Annotated in this window: 18 protein-coding genes and 1 tRNA gene; 13 read left to right on the forward strand and 6 right to left on the reverse strand. The window is 40.2% G+C overall.

Features of this window, described 5'->3' with window-relative positions; translation table 11 throughout:
* Positions 1-25: 25 nt before the first annotated feature.
* Complete coding sequence (locus tag K1X56_09745; GenBank protein ID MBX7094995.1) at positions 26-1,348, reverse strand: AAA family ATPase; 1,323 nt, start codon at positions 1,346-1,348, stop codon at positions 26-28.
* A gap of 223 nt (positions 1,349-1,571) precedes the next feature.
* On the opposite strand from K1X56_09745, the gene K1X56_09750 reads away from it, so the two are divergent.
* The 5 genes from K1X56_09750 to K1X56_09770 are packed head-to-tail and all read left to right on the forward strand — an operon-like array spanning position 1,572 to position 5,724.
* On the forward strand, positions 1,572-2,477 hold the full coding sequence (locus K1X56_09750; protein ID MBX7094996.1) for a hypothetical protein: 906 nt from the start codon (positions 1,572-1,574) through the stop codon (positions 2,475-2,477).
* Between the two features lie 8 nt (positions 2,478-2,485).
* Complete coding sequence (locus K1X56_09755; GenBank protein MBX7094997.1) at positions 2,486-3,295, forward strand: DUF3822 family protein; 810 nt, start codon at positions 2,486-2,488, stop codon at positions 3,293-3,295.
* Positions 3,283-3,813 (forward strand): 16S rRNA (guanine(966)-N(2))-methyltransferase RsmD, encoded by a 531-nt coding sequence (rsmD, locus tag K1X56_09760; protein ID MBX7094998.1) that lies wholly within the window; start codon positions 3,283-3,285, stop codon positions 3,811-3,813. The genes K1X56_09755 and rsmD overlap by 13 nt, the downstream gene beginning before the upstream one ends.
* A gap of 4 nt (positions 3,814-3,817) precedes the next feature.
* On the forward strand, positions 3,818-4,279 hold the full coding sequence (gene coaD / locus K1X56_09765) for a pantetheine-phosphate adenylyltransferase (GenBank protein MBX7094999.1): 462 nt from the start codon (positions 3,818-3,820) through the stop codon (positions 4,277-4,279).
* Positions 4,276-5,724: a TlpA family protein disulfide reductase gene (locus K1X56_09770; protein ID MBX7095000.1), complete on the forward strand. Its 1,449-nt coding sequence runs from the start codon at positions 4,276-4,278 to the stop codon at positions 5,722-5,724. Before coaD ends, K1X56_09770 begins: the two co-directional genes overlap by 4 nt.
* Here K1X56_09770 and K1X56_09775 read toward each other — a convergent pair whose 3' ends face one another.
* Positions 5,725-6,342, reverse strand: coding sequence for an NUDIX domain-containing protein (locus K1X56_09775; GenBank protein ID MBX7095001.1), 618 nt, complete (start codon positions 6,340-6,342; stop codon positions 5,725-5,727). It abuts the gene before it with no gap.
* 9 nt (positions 6,343-6,351) lie between these two features.
* Here K1X56_09775 and pyrE point away from each other — a divergent pair, with 9 nt between their 5' ends.
* A complete protein-coding gene (gene pyrE, locus K1X56_09780) occupies positions 6,352-7,002 on the forward strand; it encodes an orotate phosphoribosyltransferase (GenBank protein ID MBX7095002.1) in 651 nt (216 codons plus the stop codon).
* Complete coding sequence (locus tag K1X56_09785) at positions 6,999-7,409, forward strand: hypothetical protein (GenBank protein ID MBX7095003.1); 411 nt, start codon at positions 6,999-7,001, stop codon at positions 7,407-7,409. Before pyrE ends, K1X56_09785 begins: the two co-directional genes overlap by 4 nt.
* On the opposite strand, the gene K1X56_09790 is transcribed toward K1X56_09785, so the two are convergent.
* Positions 7,393-8,154, reverse strand: a complete 762-nt coding sequence (locus K1X56_09790; GenBank protein MBX7095004.1) for a biotin--[acetyl-CoA-carboxylase] ligase — start codon at positions 8,152-8,154, stop codon at positions 7,393-7,395. The two genes, K1X56_09785 and K1X56_09790, sit on opposite strands and share 17 nt — an antisense overlap.
* 65 nt (positions 8,155-8,219) lie before the next feature.
* On the opposite strand from K1X56_09790, the gene rsfS reads away from it, so the two are divergent.
* From rsfS to K1X56_09820, 6 genes are read left to right on the forward strand one after another with little or no spacing between them, the layout of a single operon-like run.
* Entirely contained in the window at positions 8,220-8,600 is a 381-nt protein-coding gene (gene rsfS, locus K1X56_09795; protein MBX7095005.1) for a ribosome silencing factor, read from the forward strand.
* An 8-nt stretch (positions 8,601-8,608) separates the two neighbouring features.
* Positions 8,609-10,690 carry an ATP-dependent zinc metalloprotease FtsH gene (gene ftsH, locus K1X56_09800; GenBank protein MBX7095006.1) on the forward strand — a complete coding sequence of 694 codons (2,082 nt, stop codon included), beginning with the start codon at positions 8,609-8,611 and terminating at the stop codon, positions 10,688-10,690.
* A gap of 5 nt (positions 10,691-10,695) precedes the next feature.
* The gene (locus K1X56_09805) at positions 10,696-10,911 is read left to right on the forward strand and encodes a DUF2007 domain-containing protein (protein ID MBX7095007.1); all 216 of its coding nucleotides are present in this window, start codon (positions 10,696-10,698) and stop codon (positions 10,909-10,911) included.
* 4 nt (positions 10,912-10,915) lie between these two features.
* Complete coding sequence (locus tag K1X56_09810; GenBank protein ID MBX7095008.1) at positions 10,916-11,791, forward strand: phosphatidate cytidylyltransferase; 876 nt, start codon at positions 10,916-10,918, stop codon at positions 11,789-11,791.
* Positions 11,792-11,799: 8 nt separating this feature from the next.
* The gene (locus tag K1X56_09815) at positions 11,800-12,246 is read left to right on the forward strand and encodes a low molecular weight phosphotyrosine protein phosphatase (protein ID MBX7095009.1); all 447 of its coding nucleotides are present in this window, start codon (positions 11,800-11,802) and stop codon (positions 12,244-12,246) included.
* Complete coding sequence (locus K1X56_09820) at positions 12,239-12,943, forward strand: SAM-dependent methyltransferase (protein ID MBX7095010.1); 705 nt, start codon at positions 12,239-12,241, stop codon at positions 12,941-12,943. The genes K1X56_09815 and K1X56_09820 overlap by 8 nt, the downstream gene beginning before the upstream one ends.
* Here K1X56_09820 and K1X56_09825 read toward each other — a convergent pair whose 3' ends face one another.
* The 3 genes from K1X56_09825 to K1X56_09835 all read right to left on the reverse strand — a co-directional run bounded on the left by K1X56_09825 (position 12,944) and on the right by K1X56_09835 (position 15,754).
* A complete protein-coding gene (locus K1X56_09825; protein ID MBX7095011.1) occupies positions 12,944-13,963 on the reverse strand; it encodes a glycosyltransferase family 2 protein in 1,020 nt (339 codons plus the stop codon).
* Complete coding sequence (locus K1X56_09830) at positions 13,963-15,423, reverse strand: GWxTD domain-containing protein (GenBank protein MBX7095012.1); 1,461 nt, start codon at positions 15,421-15,423, stop codon at positions 13,963-13,965. Before K1X56_09830 ends, K1X56_09825 begins: the two co-directional genes overlap by 1 nt.
* A 243-nt stretch (positions 15,424-15,666) precedes the next feature.
* Positions 15,667-15,754 (reverse strand) — tRNA-Ser (locus K1X56_09835).
* Positions 15,755-15,760 lie beyond the last annotated feature (6 nt).

Consider the following 15,760-nt stretch of genomic DNA (forward strand, 5'->3'; position numbering starts at 1 on the left):
GTATTCAGTTTTACTGGTAAATTCTTCAGAAAAACTTATCGTTAAAATTAACCAGGTAAAGTTTTACACTTGCACGGGTGATGGCTGTATACAACCATCTTAAAAATTCCTGATCCATCATTTCATCCGTTAAATAACCCTGATCCACAAAAACCACAGGCCATTGTCCGCCCTGCGCTTTATGGCAGGTTAAGGCCCAACCGAATTTAATCTGAAGCGCATTGTACCAGGGATCATTCATGATTTTTTCCATCCGTTTTTTGCGATCCGGTTCATCCGAATAATCTTCAGATATCTGCTCAAATAATTGTTTATGTTGCTCTGCAGGGAGAGATGGTCCTTCCACCTGCAGGGTATTTAAAATCACCTTCGTTTCTATTTCCGGTAAATCCGGGTAATCGACCAGCCTGACCTCCACATCCGCAAAACGCAAACCATACATTTCGCTTTCTCCTTTTACTTTTTGAACCGTAAGGATATCTCCATTGGCAATAAATCCCGCAGATGAATCTTCGGGCAACCAGAAATAATTGTTTTTTACTACCATCAATTGGTCGCCACCATTGAGTTCATTGTCCAGCCAAAATATGCGTGATCTCACCTGCATATTGTATTGATTGGCGCGTTTGTTGGACCGGGTAATCACCCTTACCCCATCTGAACCATAATTAGAAAAGGCCCACTCCAATTCATCCTGAAGTTCCTGCCCGTTAATCCGCACCACATCGGGGTAGCCTGAAAGTTGAAATGTAGGGAAAATGAAATTTTTACTTTCCAGCAGGTTCCGGATAGCTGTTGCATTGAGCAAAATACCTGAATCTGCGGCTTGGCGGACTACCGTTTTTAACTCAACTTCATAGGTTTTAAGTGAAAATGTTTCCTGAATGTAGGTGGAATCGAGTGCCGGACTATCTGCAAGTCCAACAGGAGGTAACTGGGCCGGATCGCCCACAAAAATGGCCAGGCAATTTTTACCCCGGTAAATAAAACGGAGCAAGTCTTCCATCAAATTTCTGCTCTGAAATCCCCCTCCCATCATGCCGCCGTCCTTACCAATCATGGATGCTTCATCAATTACAAACAAAGTTTGCGTATGCATATTGGGCAAGAGCTCGAAATAGGAGTATCCGTCTCTGGTTTTGCGGGAATAGATTTTTTTATGAATCGTATATGCCTTTTTTCCGGTATGATTGGATAAAACCTTTGCAGCCCTTCCCGTTGGGGCTAATAATACCGTATTCCAGCCTAATTTGCCGATGGTTTTCACAATTGCCCCCATCATGGTGGTTTTTCCGGTACCGGCATAACCCTTTAAAACAAAGGACCTGAACCGGTGTGAATCAGTCAAAAACCCGACAAATTCTTCCAAAAATCGGCTCTGATCAACCGTTGGCTCAATCCCGAGCTCGTTTTGAAATAATTCCAGCAATTTTGACGTTTCATTTGAAAACATGTCGAAAAATACAAACTCAAGCCTTAATACTAAATTTACAAGCAGAATAAAAAAAATTGTAGATTTGCCCGACTTCAAAAATTCGAATCAAACAACAACATAAATCAAACATCATCATATGCTGGACGTTTTAAAAGTGAGTGGTCAATATTTTTCTAAATACCTTGCTCAGGGATTAGTAATTCTGTTAGGTATTGGTGCATTATCATTTGGACTGATTCCCGACAAAGAAACAGGTTTAACCCAAAACACGTTGTTTGTTCTTGGAGGCGTTGCATTGATACTGGCCGGTGTTATCTCTACCCTTTACATTGCAGAGGTAATCAATAAAGTCATTCATAACGTTTTGATGTATGTTATTTTACCTGTTTCGGTTATCTATTTTGCTTATGTAGATTACAAAGCAGTAAAAGATGAAATTGATCTGATTGCCAAGTTCGACTTGATTCAACGTGAAACCAAACAACGTCTCAAAGATATTCGTGATGCCGAGGTGGAGTTCCGCAACATTCATGGTCATTTTACCTCAGACTGGGATTCGCTTAAAAATTTCGTTGCCAACGAAAATGCGTTGATCATCAACCGTAAGGGTGACGTACCTGAAAAGATTACTTTAGAAATGGCGAAATTCCTCGGTTATAAAGAAATCCCTGAAAAAGTAATTTCTGAAGTAGAAGCCTGGAAATTAGCTCAGGCGGGTATGATTTCCGGTTTTGAAAGGGATACTACCTATGAGCCGGTAATGAAAAAAATATTCCAGTCGGATAAATACATGGCAAAACGTGTTTCTGAATATCCTTTCAGTGTTGATTCGCTCGACATTATGCCTTTTAGTGGTGGTAAACAATTTAAGCTGGAAGCAGGTATCATTAACAGAAATAACATTAACGTAGCTGTATTTGAGGCTGGTCAACCCGAACCTCTGGTTTTAACCACCGGTGATGGTCGTAAATTGAAAGCTGAATTGCCACTTATCGTTGGATCGATGGTAGACCCCACTACAAATGGAAACTGGGGAGAATAATCTCCTTTATGTCGAATAACTACAATAATCTTAATAACCACCTCTCTATTGAAATGGGAGGTGGTTTTTCTTTTCTTCTGAAATGCGGAAGAAGCCAAAAGGATATTGTCGATTTTGAAATGCATGGCAATCCTTCCTCTCATTCCTTCAGGGATTTTATGGAAGTTCCGCTGCATTCCGGATTATTTTCTGAAAAATATACCTCTGTTAACGTTGCATGGTGTAATGGAAAATTCAATCTTATTCCCGATGCATTATATGCCGAAAATGCACAGGAAGATTTATTGCGTTTAAATGCAGAATTGGATGAACAGGATGCGATAGGGATTATGGACCTTCCTGCAATTCAAGCTAAGCTGATATATGCTTATCCTGCACAAGTGGCATCAGCTGTCAGGAAAGTTCATCCCATGACGAAAGAAGGTCATATTCTGGGCTATTTTATTCAATCCACTTTTTCGCTGGAGAAAAACGGAAATACGGTTTTTTTACATTTTTTACCCGGACAAATGCTCGTTGTTGCCTATTCGGAAAAGGGACTGGCATTAGCGAATATTTTTCCGGCAAAGGATCCGCAGGATTGTTTGTACTATGCCTTGTTTTGTTGCGAACAATTACAATTTACACAACAGAACACCCGCTTTCATGTTTCAGGAGAAATTAACCGGAATAGTCAACTTTCCGATTTATTTGAAAAATATACTACAGGACTAAATTATGTGGATCTGGCACCTGGTATTGGGAATAAAGGACAGGTTTCTCTTCTTCCCGGACATCGCCTGCTAACTTTAACCGAGCAATTCAAGTGCGCATTATAGGAGGTAAATTCAAGGGCAGGAAATTAAACGCCCCCTATCTGCCGGATACGCGTCCCACCACCGATTTCGCCAGAGAGAGTCTGTTTAATTTACTTCAGACCCGTATCGATATTGAAGATTGTAAAATCCTCGACCTTTTTTGCGGTACCGGAGCAGTTACACTCGAATTTTTATCACGCGGTGCACAGGAAGTAGTTGCCGTAGATTTAAGCACAAAGGGACTTTTGTTTTTGCGCGACACTTCGAAACTATTGGAAGTAAAAGCACGTACAGTGAAGGCGGATGTTTTTAAATTTCTGAATACTTCCGGAGAATCCTTTGATCTGGTTTTTGCAGACCCTCCCTACGAATTGAAAAATCTGGAGCAAATACCGGCTTTGGTATTAGAAAAAGGTCTTCTCAAAAAAAATGGCCTGTTAATTGTTGAACATGGAAAAAGGACAGATCTATCTTCCATTCCGGGATTTGTTGAACGGAGAGAATACGGTAAGGTAAATTTTAGTTTTTTTAGTTGCTGAACTTATGGAACGAATTGCAGTTTTTCCGGGATCGTTTGATCCGATCACTAAAGGACACGAATCCATTATCCGAAGGGCATTACCTTTGTTTGATAAAATCATTATTGCCATTGGTGTAAACTCTTCCAAATCCACCATGTTCACTCTGCAACAACGTGAAGAATGGATCAGCTCCATATTTGCCGGTGAGAAAAAAATTGAAGTGAAAAGCTATGAAGGACTCACCATTGATTTTTGTAAAAAAGAAAAAGCACATTTCATTTTACGTGGATTACGAACCCAAGCCGATTTTGAATATGAAAAAGCTATCAGTCAAATGAATCTTGCCCTCGCAAAAGATATTGAAACTGTGTTTTTAATTACTGATCCGGTCTATTCTGCCATTTCAAGTACCATTGTAAGAGACATTCTTCGTAACAAAGGCGACGTTAGTTCGTTTATACCAGAAAAAATGAACATAGCATGAGATTAATGAGAGCGATATTTGTGGGGCTGGCGCTGTTTATTTCATTGGCATCTTTTGCCGGTGAAGTAGTAATTCATGGAAAATCCAAAGGCATTGAAGGGAAAAAAATCTCGGTCAATTTCATTGAAGATTACCTTTCCATGAATACGAAAAAAGTAAAGGAGGGACAGGTAGATGACAAAGGGAATTTTAATCTCTATTTCAGCACGGAAGAGACCCGCGAAATACAATTACGCTTCGATGGTTTGCATTCATTTATGTATGTTCAACCAGGCACCGAATATTTTGTTGAACTAGGTCCGATTCGCCCTGGCCAGAATAAATCCTTTACCGACAATCAAATTGAATTACTATTCGACACCCTTCAAAAATTCGATGTCAATAATCTGATTCTCGATTTTAATGAACGGTTGGATGCTTTTATGGCTTACAACATGAAAGTATTGGGAACAAAAGCCTATCAGGCGGAAGTCGATACGTTTAAAGTTTATCTCGCTAAAGTATATCACGAAGTGAAAGATCCTTATTTCAGGGATTATGTCTTTTACAGCATTGCAGGAATAGAACAGATTGGTGGTATTGATGTGGATATGGTAAAACTGAAAGCGAAATTGTATAAAGAATACTTGTCGCAAGGAAAAGTAATTTACAATTCTCCTGCTTACATGTTGTTTTTTCAGCAATACTACACCGATGTTTTTAAGCTTGCTAATGATGAAGAAGAAAAGAAACTGGTGAAAGCAATCAACTATAAAAAAAGTTGGAAAATGGTCGATTCAGTTTTAATGAAGGATCCTTTTCTTAGAAATGATCGTATCCGGGAATTGGTGATGATTAAAGGATTATCAGAAGAATATTATGCGGGTCAGTTTTATCCCGATAACATTGTTCTTATTCTCGATTCCATTAAGAAATTTTCGAACTACAAGGAAAATAGCCTTATCGCTCAAAATTTAAGAACAAAACTTACTCAGCTCAATGTTGGATATCCTGCACCTGCTTTTAGCTTAAAAAATGAAAAGGATCTCGACGTTTCGCTCATTGATTTAAAGGGGAAATATGTGTACCTCCAATTTTGGGCTACATGGAACAATGCTTCCATTGGCGAATTAAAAATCATGACCGAACTTCATAAAAAGTATGGCGAAGATATTCGGTTTGTTTCTGTAAATATGGACGACAGTAAAGAAAGCTGGATCCAGTTTTTAAAAGAGCATCCGGAAATGAAATGGATTCATTTGCATTATTCGGACGATGCTGAAATAATTGAAAAATACAGAGTAAGTGCCCTACCCCTTTATTATTTGATTGGTCCGGATGGTTTATTCATTCAATCGCCTGCCTACAAGCCAACACCTAATGGTACTTTTATTACCATCGAAAATACCTTTTTCGAAATCTACCGCAGATTACATCCAAGAAGTAATCCGAAGGGACAACGATAATCAGATTTTATCGTTTGCATCTTCCCAGCAATCGATAATGGATTGATAGGTGTTTTCGAGAATATCTGAAACATTATTTTTTGCTCTCCATTCAATTTTGGTAATCCCTTCTTCCAATTGCGGAGTAGGCGTTTCATTTCCCGGATAATCCATGATATACCAATAAGTGATTTTTAATACCATAGCTCCTTTATGCTCATATACATGCCAGGTTGGGGACAATGCTTCTCGTAAGGTATGTCCGGTAATACCACACTCCTCTTCCACTTCGCGCAAGGCGGCAGCTTCCTTTTTTTCCCCTTTATCGAGTTTCCCTTTTGGTAAATCCCATTTATCATTTCGGTAAATAAACAAAACCTTTTGTTCGTTATTTACGATAACGCCCCCGGCTGCTTCAATTTTTTTGTATTGGCGAAAACACGTTTCGAACAATTGATCGGGCTTTTCTGCTACGAAAACAAAGGGCTTTAACAAGGAACCTTTCCAATATTGATTCAAAACCTCATCCATTTCTTGGACTGAAGGCTGATTACGGATTTCGAAAGCGGAAAAATTATCGGATTTTTCGCTCGTGCCAATCACAAAAAGTGGCGTGTTGTTGATGAAAACTTTATACATTTGCAGTCTATGTCGATCAAAAATGAATCGGCCCTAAAGGTAGCAGAATTTCTTCTGCAGGTAAAGGCCGTAAAACTACAACCGAATAAACCGTTTACCTGGGCTTCCGGATTACATTCACCCATTTATTGCGATAACCGGGTTACACTTTCCTATCCGCATATCAGAACCTATATCCGTCAGGAATTTAGTCGTGTAATCAATGAAAACTTTGCCAAAGCAGATGTTATTGTTGGTGTGGCAACCGGTGGTATTGCACAAGGAGCTCTAGTAGCGCAGGAATTAGGATTACCCTTTGCTTATGTTCGTCCTGAACCTAAATCGCACGGATTAGGCAATCAGGTTGAAGGAGTGATTGAGAAAGGACAATCCATTGTTGTTATCGAAGATCTGGTTTCCACCGGAAAATCTAGTTTAAATGCTGTAGATGCACTGGTTCATGCCGGTGGTGTGATAAAAGGAATGGCTGCCATTTTTACCTATGGATTTAACGATGCCGCAGAAAACTTTAAAAAGAAAAACGTTTCCCTGGTTACGCTTACAGATTACGATACGTTGATTGATCAGGCAGTTCGTTCAAATTATGTTTCAGAAAAAGATCTTGAATCGCTTCGCAACTGGAGAAAAGATCCTAAAGCCTGGAGTGAAAACAACCAATGACCACAATTGAAAGTAAAACAGTTAGAGTAAAAAACAGTTCTCAGGAAGTATTTTTATTTCTTAAGGACATGAATAACTTTTACCAATTACTGCCACAGGATAAAGTCTCCGATTTTAAATCAGATACCGGTCAATGCAGCTTTCGTGTTCAGGGTGCAGTGGTGATTCCCTTGGTACAGGTTTCCGTAAACGAATTCTCGCACATCCACATCAAATCGGGCGATTCTGCTCCATTTCCATTTACACTGGATATAAATATCCATTCCCTTTCTGAAGAAGAGTGTGAAGGAAATCTTGTTTTTAATGGTGAAATGAATGCGTTTTTGCGAATGATGGCTGTGGGTCCCCTCACCAATCTTTTCAATTACATCGCCAATAAGTTGGTAGAGGTTAAATCACTAAGCTGATTTCCTTCAGATCAAATTGTTTTTTTTGCCCGTCGGAAAATAATACCTCAAGTTTTCCATCGTCACCGGTACCGGTGATCATTCCCTTTATTACTTCATCTTCCACCTTGAATTCAGTTGGAATTCCTAAGCGAAATAAATGGTTGTGGTAATGCTTTTTGATGAGGACATGTTGACCTTCTCTCAGTTTTAAATACCACTTTTCCAGGTGCGAGCAAAGTGTATTTAACACCAAGTGCAAATCCATCTTTTCACCGGTGATTTGCCGCAGAGAAGTGGCATTAATTTCATCGGGAAATTCAAGCTGATTTACATTTAAACCGATGCCTATAACGGAAGATTTGATCTTATCTCCGGAAAATGAATTTTCAATTAAAATACCGGCTATTTTTTTTTCTCCTGCCAAAATATCGTTAGGCCATTTAATTTCAGCTTTCGTACCGAATGTTTCCAATGTTTCCATGACAGAAATGGCAGTAATCCGACTCAGGAGAAATTGATCCTTTGGCGACAAAAATCCAGGTCGGTACACAATGGAAATGGTAAGATTTTCTCCCTTCTGCGAATGCCATTTCGAACCGCGCTGTCCTCTCCCTCCCTCCTGCTCATGTGCCATAATTACCGCTCCCTCCGCCAGATTTGTCGTGTTCAGCAACATGGCAGCATAATTGTTGGTAGAGTCTACAACCTCCAAAACGTGAAGTTCCTGTCCTGTGAAGAGTGTATTTATATTCTCATTTTCCATGATTCCGGCACTTGTATCATTCTTGGGAATGGCTAAATTTACCTACTTTTGTCGGCACACAGAACATGGCTAGAAAGAAAAAAGAAAAAGACAACGCTGCAGACCTCATCAAGGCAATTGTTGAGGGTATGCAGGAAAAGAAGGGACGAGATATCGTTGTGCTCGACATGCGGGAGCTCCCCAATGCAATTACGGATTACTTCGTAATTTGCCACGCAGAAAATATCCGGCAGGTAAATGCGCTGGGCGACTCGGTTCAGGAGTTCACCATGGTGCTTGCCAATGAAAAACCCTGGCATTCGGAGGGAACAAGTAATGCCAATTGGGTGTTGTTGGATTATGTGAATGTAGTGGTTCACATCTTCAACAAAGAATCACGCGAATTTTACAACATTGAAAATTTATGGGCCGACGCTAAACGGACCGAATACGAATCGACTTACTGATATCAAGCATGGCTGAAAACAACGAGAATAGAAAGAAAAATGGTCCGGGCAGACCCGCATTCAATTTTTATTGGATCTGGGGAATTATTGTGGTGGTATTGATTACCCTCAACTTCCTCACCTGGAACCAACCTACCCACGATACCAACATCAACGATTTTAAAGAAAAAATGGCTTTAAAAGGCCATGTAGAAAAAATCTTAATCGTTAATAAGGAAATTGCAGAGGTGTGGATTAAGAAAGACAGTTTAACTGCAGCACCGCATAAAGAACTGTTTAAAGGAAAAAAAGTCGACGGTCCGCATTACCTGTTTAACACCGGTCCGGCCGATGAATTCCGAAAAGATCTTCGTGATATCGAAGCCGCTTGCAAGCAACTGGAAGATGCCAGCGGAAATAAATTAAAATACACCTTCAAATACGATTATATCGTTCGCGAAAATTGGGGCAGAGATGTTTTAGGATGGGTATTACCTATTATCCTAATGGTAGCCATTTGGATCTTCCTGATGCGCCGTTTAAGTGGTGGACCCGGCGGTGGCGGCGGACAGATTTTCAATATCGGAAAATCGCGTGCTCAACTTTTTGATAAAGAAAAAAGCACCAACATTACATTCAATGATGTTGCCGGTTTAGAAGGAGCAAAAGAAGAAATTCAAGAGATTGTTGACTTCCTTAAAAACCCGAAAAAATATACTGAACTCGGTGCTAAGATTCCGAAAGGAGCATTGTTGGTTGGACCTCCCGGAACAGGTAAAACCTTATTGGCAAAAGCTGTTGCCGGTGAAGCGCAGGTTCCATTCTTTTCCTTATCCGGTTCCGACTTCGTAGAAATGTTTGTTGGTGTAGGAGCATCACGCGTGCGTGACCTTTTCCGCCAGGCGAAAGAAAAAGCGCCATGTATCATTTTCATTGATGAAATTGATGCCATTGGTAGAGCCAGAGGAAAAAGTCCTAGTCTTGGTTCCAACGACGAACGTGAAAACACGCTTAATCAGTTATTGACCGAAATGGATGGTTTTGGTACCAATAGCGGAGTTATCATTCTGGCAGCAACTAACCGTGCAGATATTCTCGACAGAGCTTTAATGCGTCCGGGACGATTCGACCGTATGGTTTATGTTGATCTTCCGGATTTGAATGAGCGAAAGAAGATTTTCGCAGTGCATTTACGTCCACTGAAAGTTAGCGAAGGGTTAGACATTGATTTCCTTGCGCGACAAACACCCGGATTTTCGGGAGCGGATATTGCGAATATTTGTAATGAAGCTGCGCTGATTGCTGCAAGAAAGAAAAAGAAAACAGTAGAAAAACAAGATTTTCTTGATGCGGTTGACCGTGTAATTGGCGGACTCGAAAAGAAAAATAAAATTGTTTCGAAAGAAGAGAAAAAAGTAATTGCCTACCACGAAGCGGGCCACGCAGCCGTAAGCTGGTTATTGCAATATGCATCTCCATTGGTAAAAGTGACCATCGTACCTCGCGGACAATCGCTCGGTGCGGCATGGTATTTACCCGAAGAGCGCCAAATTACCCGTACGGAACAAATGCTCGATGAGATGTGCGCAACCCTTGGAGGAAGAGCATCTGAAAAGGTAACTTTCGATAAAATTTCTACCGGTGCATTGAGTGATTTGGAACGTGTAACCAAAATGGCTTATGCTATGGTTAGTATCTACGGTCTAAATGAAAATCTCGGTAATATTTCTTATTACGATCCGCAAGGAAGTGAATACGCTTTTTCGAAACCTTATTCCGAAAAACGTGCAGAACTTATTGATGAAGAAGTATCAAAAATCATCGAAGGTCAGTTTGAGCGTGCCGTAAAATTATTGAACGACAATAAGGACAAACTTCAAAAACTTGCCGAATTGTTATTGGAGAAAGAAGTCATCTTTAAAGAAGACCTTGAAACCATTTTCGGTAAACGTCCTTACGACAAAGAAGAGGAAAAACCAGCAGAAGAGAAACCGTCGGAAGAAACAAGCACAACTGTTTTAAACGGTGAGAACACTTCGAACGAGCAGAACAACGATGGGACGCTATTTGGAAACACCATCGAATGGGATAACCCTGATAAAAAAGATTAACAAAAATGATTGATCCCCAGTGGCGGCGCTTGTATACCGAAAGCAACCTTCAAGGTGCATGGCTACTGCAAGCCCGACTGGAAGATCAGGGAATTGAAACGATGATGCTCGATCAGAAAGACAGCAGTTATGGTTTTGGAACCATCGATATCTATGTACGGGAAGATCACTATTTAAAAGCCCTTCAAACCCTCACGGAGTATATTGAATCACTAAAATAACAACATGCTTCAGCGAGCCATCAGCGGATTCTTTTTTGTAGTTGTAATGGTTTTATCCATTTGGTATTCGTCATGGACCATGGCTCTGTTATTTACCGGAATTTGTATTGTCGCTTTAATTGAATTTCATCGCTTACGTGTCGTTATTCAACCTGATGCCAGTAAATCCACCATTATCATTTCCGGGCTATTTGCATTTGTCATTACAATACTTCGTGCACCACAACCAATCATTTCCCTAAGCAATTCAGAAACGCTGCTCGGAATTAACACCTTCGTGAATTCTGTTTTGTTGGCGAATATTTTAAGTGGGGGATTAATTTTGTTTTTGGTCATACGCGATTTATTTGAAACGAAATCTTCGTACCCACACACAGCAACAGGATTGTTTGCGGCCTTTTATATTGGGGTTCCTTTTGGACTACTTTTTTATTTCATCATTAACCCACAATCTGCCGATCTCTATTCCGGAATGCCGCTGCTTTACTTTTTTATTTTGTTATGGACCAACGATACGTTTGCCTATTTAAGCGGAAAGTTTTTGGGAAAAACAAAATTATGGGAACGCATTTCTCCCAATAAAACCTGGGAAGGATTTGTTGGCGGTGCTTTATTTACCATGATTGCATTTTTCATTATTGGCAATCAGGATTCAGATTTAGGATTCATTAAAAATCAATACTGGATTCCATTGGTCGTTTCTGTATTTGCCACATTGGGAGATTTATCCGAATCGCTTTTAAAACGACAAGCCGGAGTAAAAGATTCAGGAAACATCATGCCCGGTCACGGCGGTGTGCTGGATCGTTTTGATGGAATTCTTTTATCGATGCCTGCGCTGGTTTTTTGTTTTTCGTTGTATTTAATCATTAGCCAATGAGAGTTTTAATGGTTTGCCTTGGAAATATTTGCCGTTCTCCAATGGCAGAAGGAATTATGCGGGGAAAGGTGAATGAAAAAAATCTCAATTGGGAAATAGATTCTGCAGGAACATCCAACTTTCACACCGGTGAAGCACCTGATATTCGTTCCATCAATAAAATGAAAGCATATAATTTGGACATCAGTTCACTTCGTGCCCGGCAATTTTCCGTAAAAGATTTTGATGCATTTGATCTGATTCTTGCAATGGATGAAAGTAATTATGCAAACATTCTGAAATTGGCAAAAAACGATGCGCAACGCGAGAAAGTAAAAATGATTCTCGATTACGCTTTTCCCGGTCAACGCATGAGTGTTCCCGATCCCTATTACGGTGGCGATTCCGGTTTCGAAAATGTTTACCGATTACTAAACGAAGCCTGCGATCGCGTAATTCTGCATCATCATGAATAAGGGTAAAGTGTATTTAATTCCTTCTTTTCTGGGAGAAGAGCCCGATTTAAATTCGCTTTCCGGTTCAGGTATTTCCATTGCTAAAGAACTGCGTTTTATCGTTGCAGAAAATGCAAAACATGCGCGACGATTTTTAAAACAGATCGGCATTGAAATTCCATTGCAGGAAGTGGATGTTAAAGAGCTCAATGAACACACCGATCCAAAAGAAATAAATCCATTATTAGAACCAGCCAGAAACGGACATGATATCGGCATCATTTCAGAAGCGGGTTGTCCGGGCATTGCAGATCCGGGCGCTGCTCTGGTAAAAATTGCGCATCAGGAAGGAATTAAAGTGATACCACTTCCCGGCCCCTCCTCTATTTTACTGGCCTTAATGGCTTCCGGAATGAACGGACAAGCCTTTACCTTTAATGGGTACTTGCCTAAAGATTCGGGATTGAGGCAGAAAAAAATCCGTGAAATGGAAAAACTTGCGCAACAAGGCATCACTCAACTTTTCATGGATACGCCGTATAGAAACAACCATGTTTTGGAAGACCTGATAAAGAGTTGTCAACCCGATACCAAATTGCTAATCGCAGCCAACATCACCCAACCGGGTGAACTGATTCGCACACAAAAAATTGCTGCCTGGAAAAAACAAAAACCCGATTTGCATAAACAACCTTGCATTTTCGGAATTGGCAGTTAACTAAAACTCCAAATCGGAAAATTTCTTTTTCCCGCGCAAAAAACGACTCACTAAAACAGATCGTTTATATACCCCTTTTAAGGCATTATTCTTTATTAGTAACCGATTTGCTTCTCTTTGCTTTTTAAGGCGGGAAATCGCTTTATAATACGCCATATGTGCGCGTCCTACAGCCCACATGTGTTTCAACTGCAAGGCCGCAATAAATTTTAAGCTTGCTATTCCATCCAGACAGAGCCGGCGAAAGACTTTCAAAAAAAGTGCGGAACCAAAATGGTTTTTATGAATGAGGAATAAATTGTTTCTGAAATTGAGATAGGTTTTATTCGGACTCGAATAATTTAACGTACCGCCACCAAGGTGAAAAACGACCGATTGCGGACAATACATAATGCGGTATCCGGCATGTTGTAAACGGAAACACAAATCGATTTCCTCCATGTGCGCAAAAAAATCGTGATCAAGTCCGCCAACCTCACGGTAAGCCTTTGCGCGAATAAATAAACATGCACCACTGGCCCAAAAAATTTCGGAACTGTTGTCGTATTGACCCAAATCTTCCTCTGCTATATCAAACATTCTTCCTCTGCAAAAGGGATAATAATCTTTATCGATAAATCCCCCCGCAGCACCTGCATATTCAAAATGCGTTTGTTTTAAAAACGATTTTATTTTGGGTTGAACGGCCGCAATGGCAGAATCATTTTCCATCATTGCAATGCAAGGATCAATCCAACCCGGACGCGTCTCTACATCTGAATTAAGTAAAATAAAATAATCGTGCTGCAGTTGTTTTAATCCCAAATCATAGCCACCTGAGTAGCCAAGGTTAAATGGATTTTGAATGATTTTTATTTGCGGGTAATGTTGCTTCAAAAAGGAGACTGAATCATCCGTAGATGCATTGTCAATTACAATAATCTCATGCTCTCCGGAAAAGGAAATTACCGATGGTAAAAATTCACGAAGGTGATTTGTACCGTTATAGTTAAGAATAACAACAGCTACGGAAGCTCTCATCAGCGGGGATTCTTATAAAACTCACCGGAGTTACCACCCCAATGCTGGTTGTTTCCGCCATTACCTTCATCGATGTTTATATTCGGACTATTTCGGTTATTGAGCATTTGTTCCCAACGGTAGTTTCGTACTTCACCGGGGACATCCGAATGCAACATCACATAATCATTGGTTACCAAGTCGGGCAAATAGAAAATAAATCGTTTGTTATTGAATTTACCCACTTTTTTGTACTGCCAAATTTGATAGGGATAAGAAGAAGGTTCATTCGGACGATCCGTCACCCAATTCGGTGCTCCGTATTTTAAAAATACATAACCACGATCGGTTTGGTATCCGCGTTTAATTTTTGTACCGAAGATGCGGTTGACATAATCGACCGTCTGCTTATATTTAATCCAGGTCATCTCCGTACCCAAGGGATCGCGATTTGCCCAGAAGTAATAGAAAAATTGTTTCTTCAGGTTCATGTCCTGCGAATTAACAATCGTATCAATCATCCCGATTTCGTTGGGCATGGCAATGGGACGCAAGCAGGAAATAAATTCGTTAATGGAATCGTTATTGCTGATTTTTTCCACAAATGTGGCTGCCAGATTTACTTTTAAAATATCTTCCGGTTTAAACTCCCTTTCAACATTGGTACGAATAAATTCAAAGGATTTTTCTGCCAGTAATTCATTCGCTTTGTTGCGGAGTTCCACCACCAATTCATACGAACCAGTGGGTAAATTTTTAATATCGAAAACACTTAACACCGGAACAACAGGTTTTACATTCTGCCGGGAAATTTTAGCCATTTGATCCACCGGTTCTCCATTGTTTTTTTCGCGGATATATTGTTTTAGTAAAAACATTTCTCCGTTACCCAATTGCTCACTGCGGTAGATTTCGAAATAATAGGCCAGCTTCTCAATATCGGGCGAGTAATAATTCGATACAAAAGGAATTAAATCATAACCACCTTTGGTGAGCGGTCCCTGTGTTTCTGCTTTGGTATATCCTTCCAATTGCTGAATGTCGGAAATGCTAATTACCTGCGACGGTTTTTTTAATTCGACCGGTAAATGAGACCGGACAATTTCACTGCTGTCGTTTAGCACATCTCTGATTTCAAACTCGAGATTATAATAACCGGGATCCAATGAAAAACGATGCTGATCGGAAAAATCGTTAATGAGGGAATCGACCATCAGCGGACTATCCAGTGTCACTTTTCTAAAATCGATAATTTCTTCGCCACGCTTTACGATTTCTGTCAACTCAATTTTTCCGTAAAACAATCCGGCTTCATTCCGTAATAAACGGAAAGTGGAAATATTAAACTGAAGATAAACCTCCAACAAAATTTTTCCATCGGGCGACTCAAACTGCTTATGGTCGAGGTAAGCCTCCGGTCGCGCTTTCTGAGAAAAGACCAGCGAGGGAATGAGGCATAAAAAAAGCAATAACTTTTGCATAATCCGCTTTTTGTAAAGATAGCCAAAAGCAAAACAAGCTCCTACATCCAGATCAAATATTGAAAAAGAATGAAGCAATGGATAAATAAACCGTATAAAAGGCAGATGGTTCAGATGGAATTAGAGATACCTACACAACTCAAATAATGAAAAGCTATTCGAACCGCGGCAAGCAAATGAGACCATCTGTTTTAAAAACAAAAAACCCCGCAAAAACGAGGTTAATGCGAGGTCAGTTAAATGTGGCGGAGAGAGAGGGATTCGAACCCCCGAGGCTGTTACACCTAACGGTTTTCAAGACCGCCGCGATCGACCACTCTGCCATCTCTCCGCTGCA

Source organism: Flavobacteriales bacterium, assembly GCA_019694795.1.
Lineage (GTDB): Bacteria > Bacteroidota > Bacteroidia > Flavobacteriales_D > UBA2798 > UBA2798.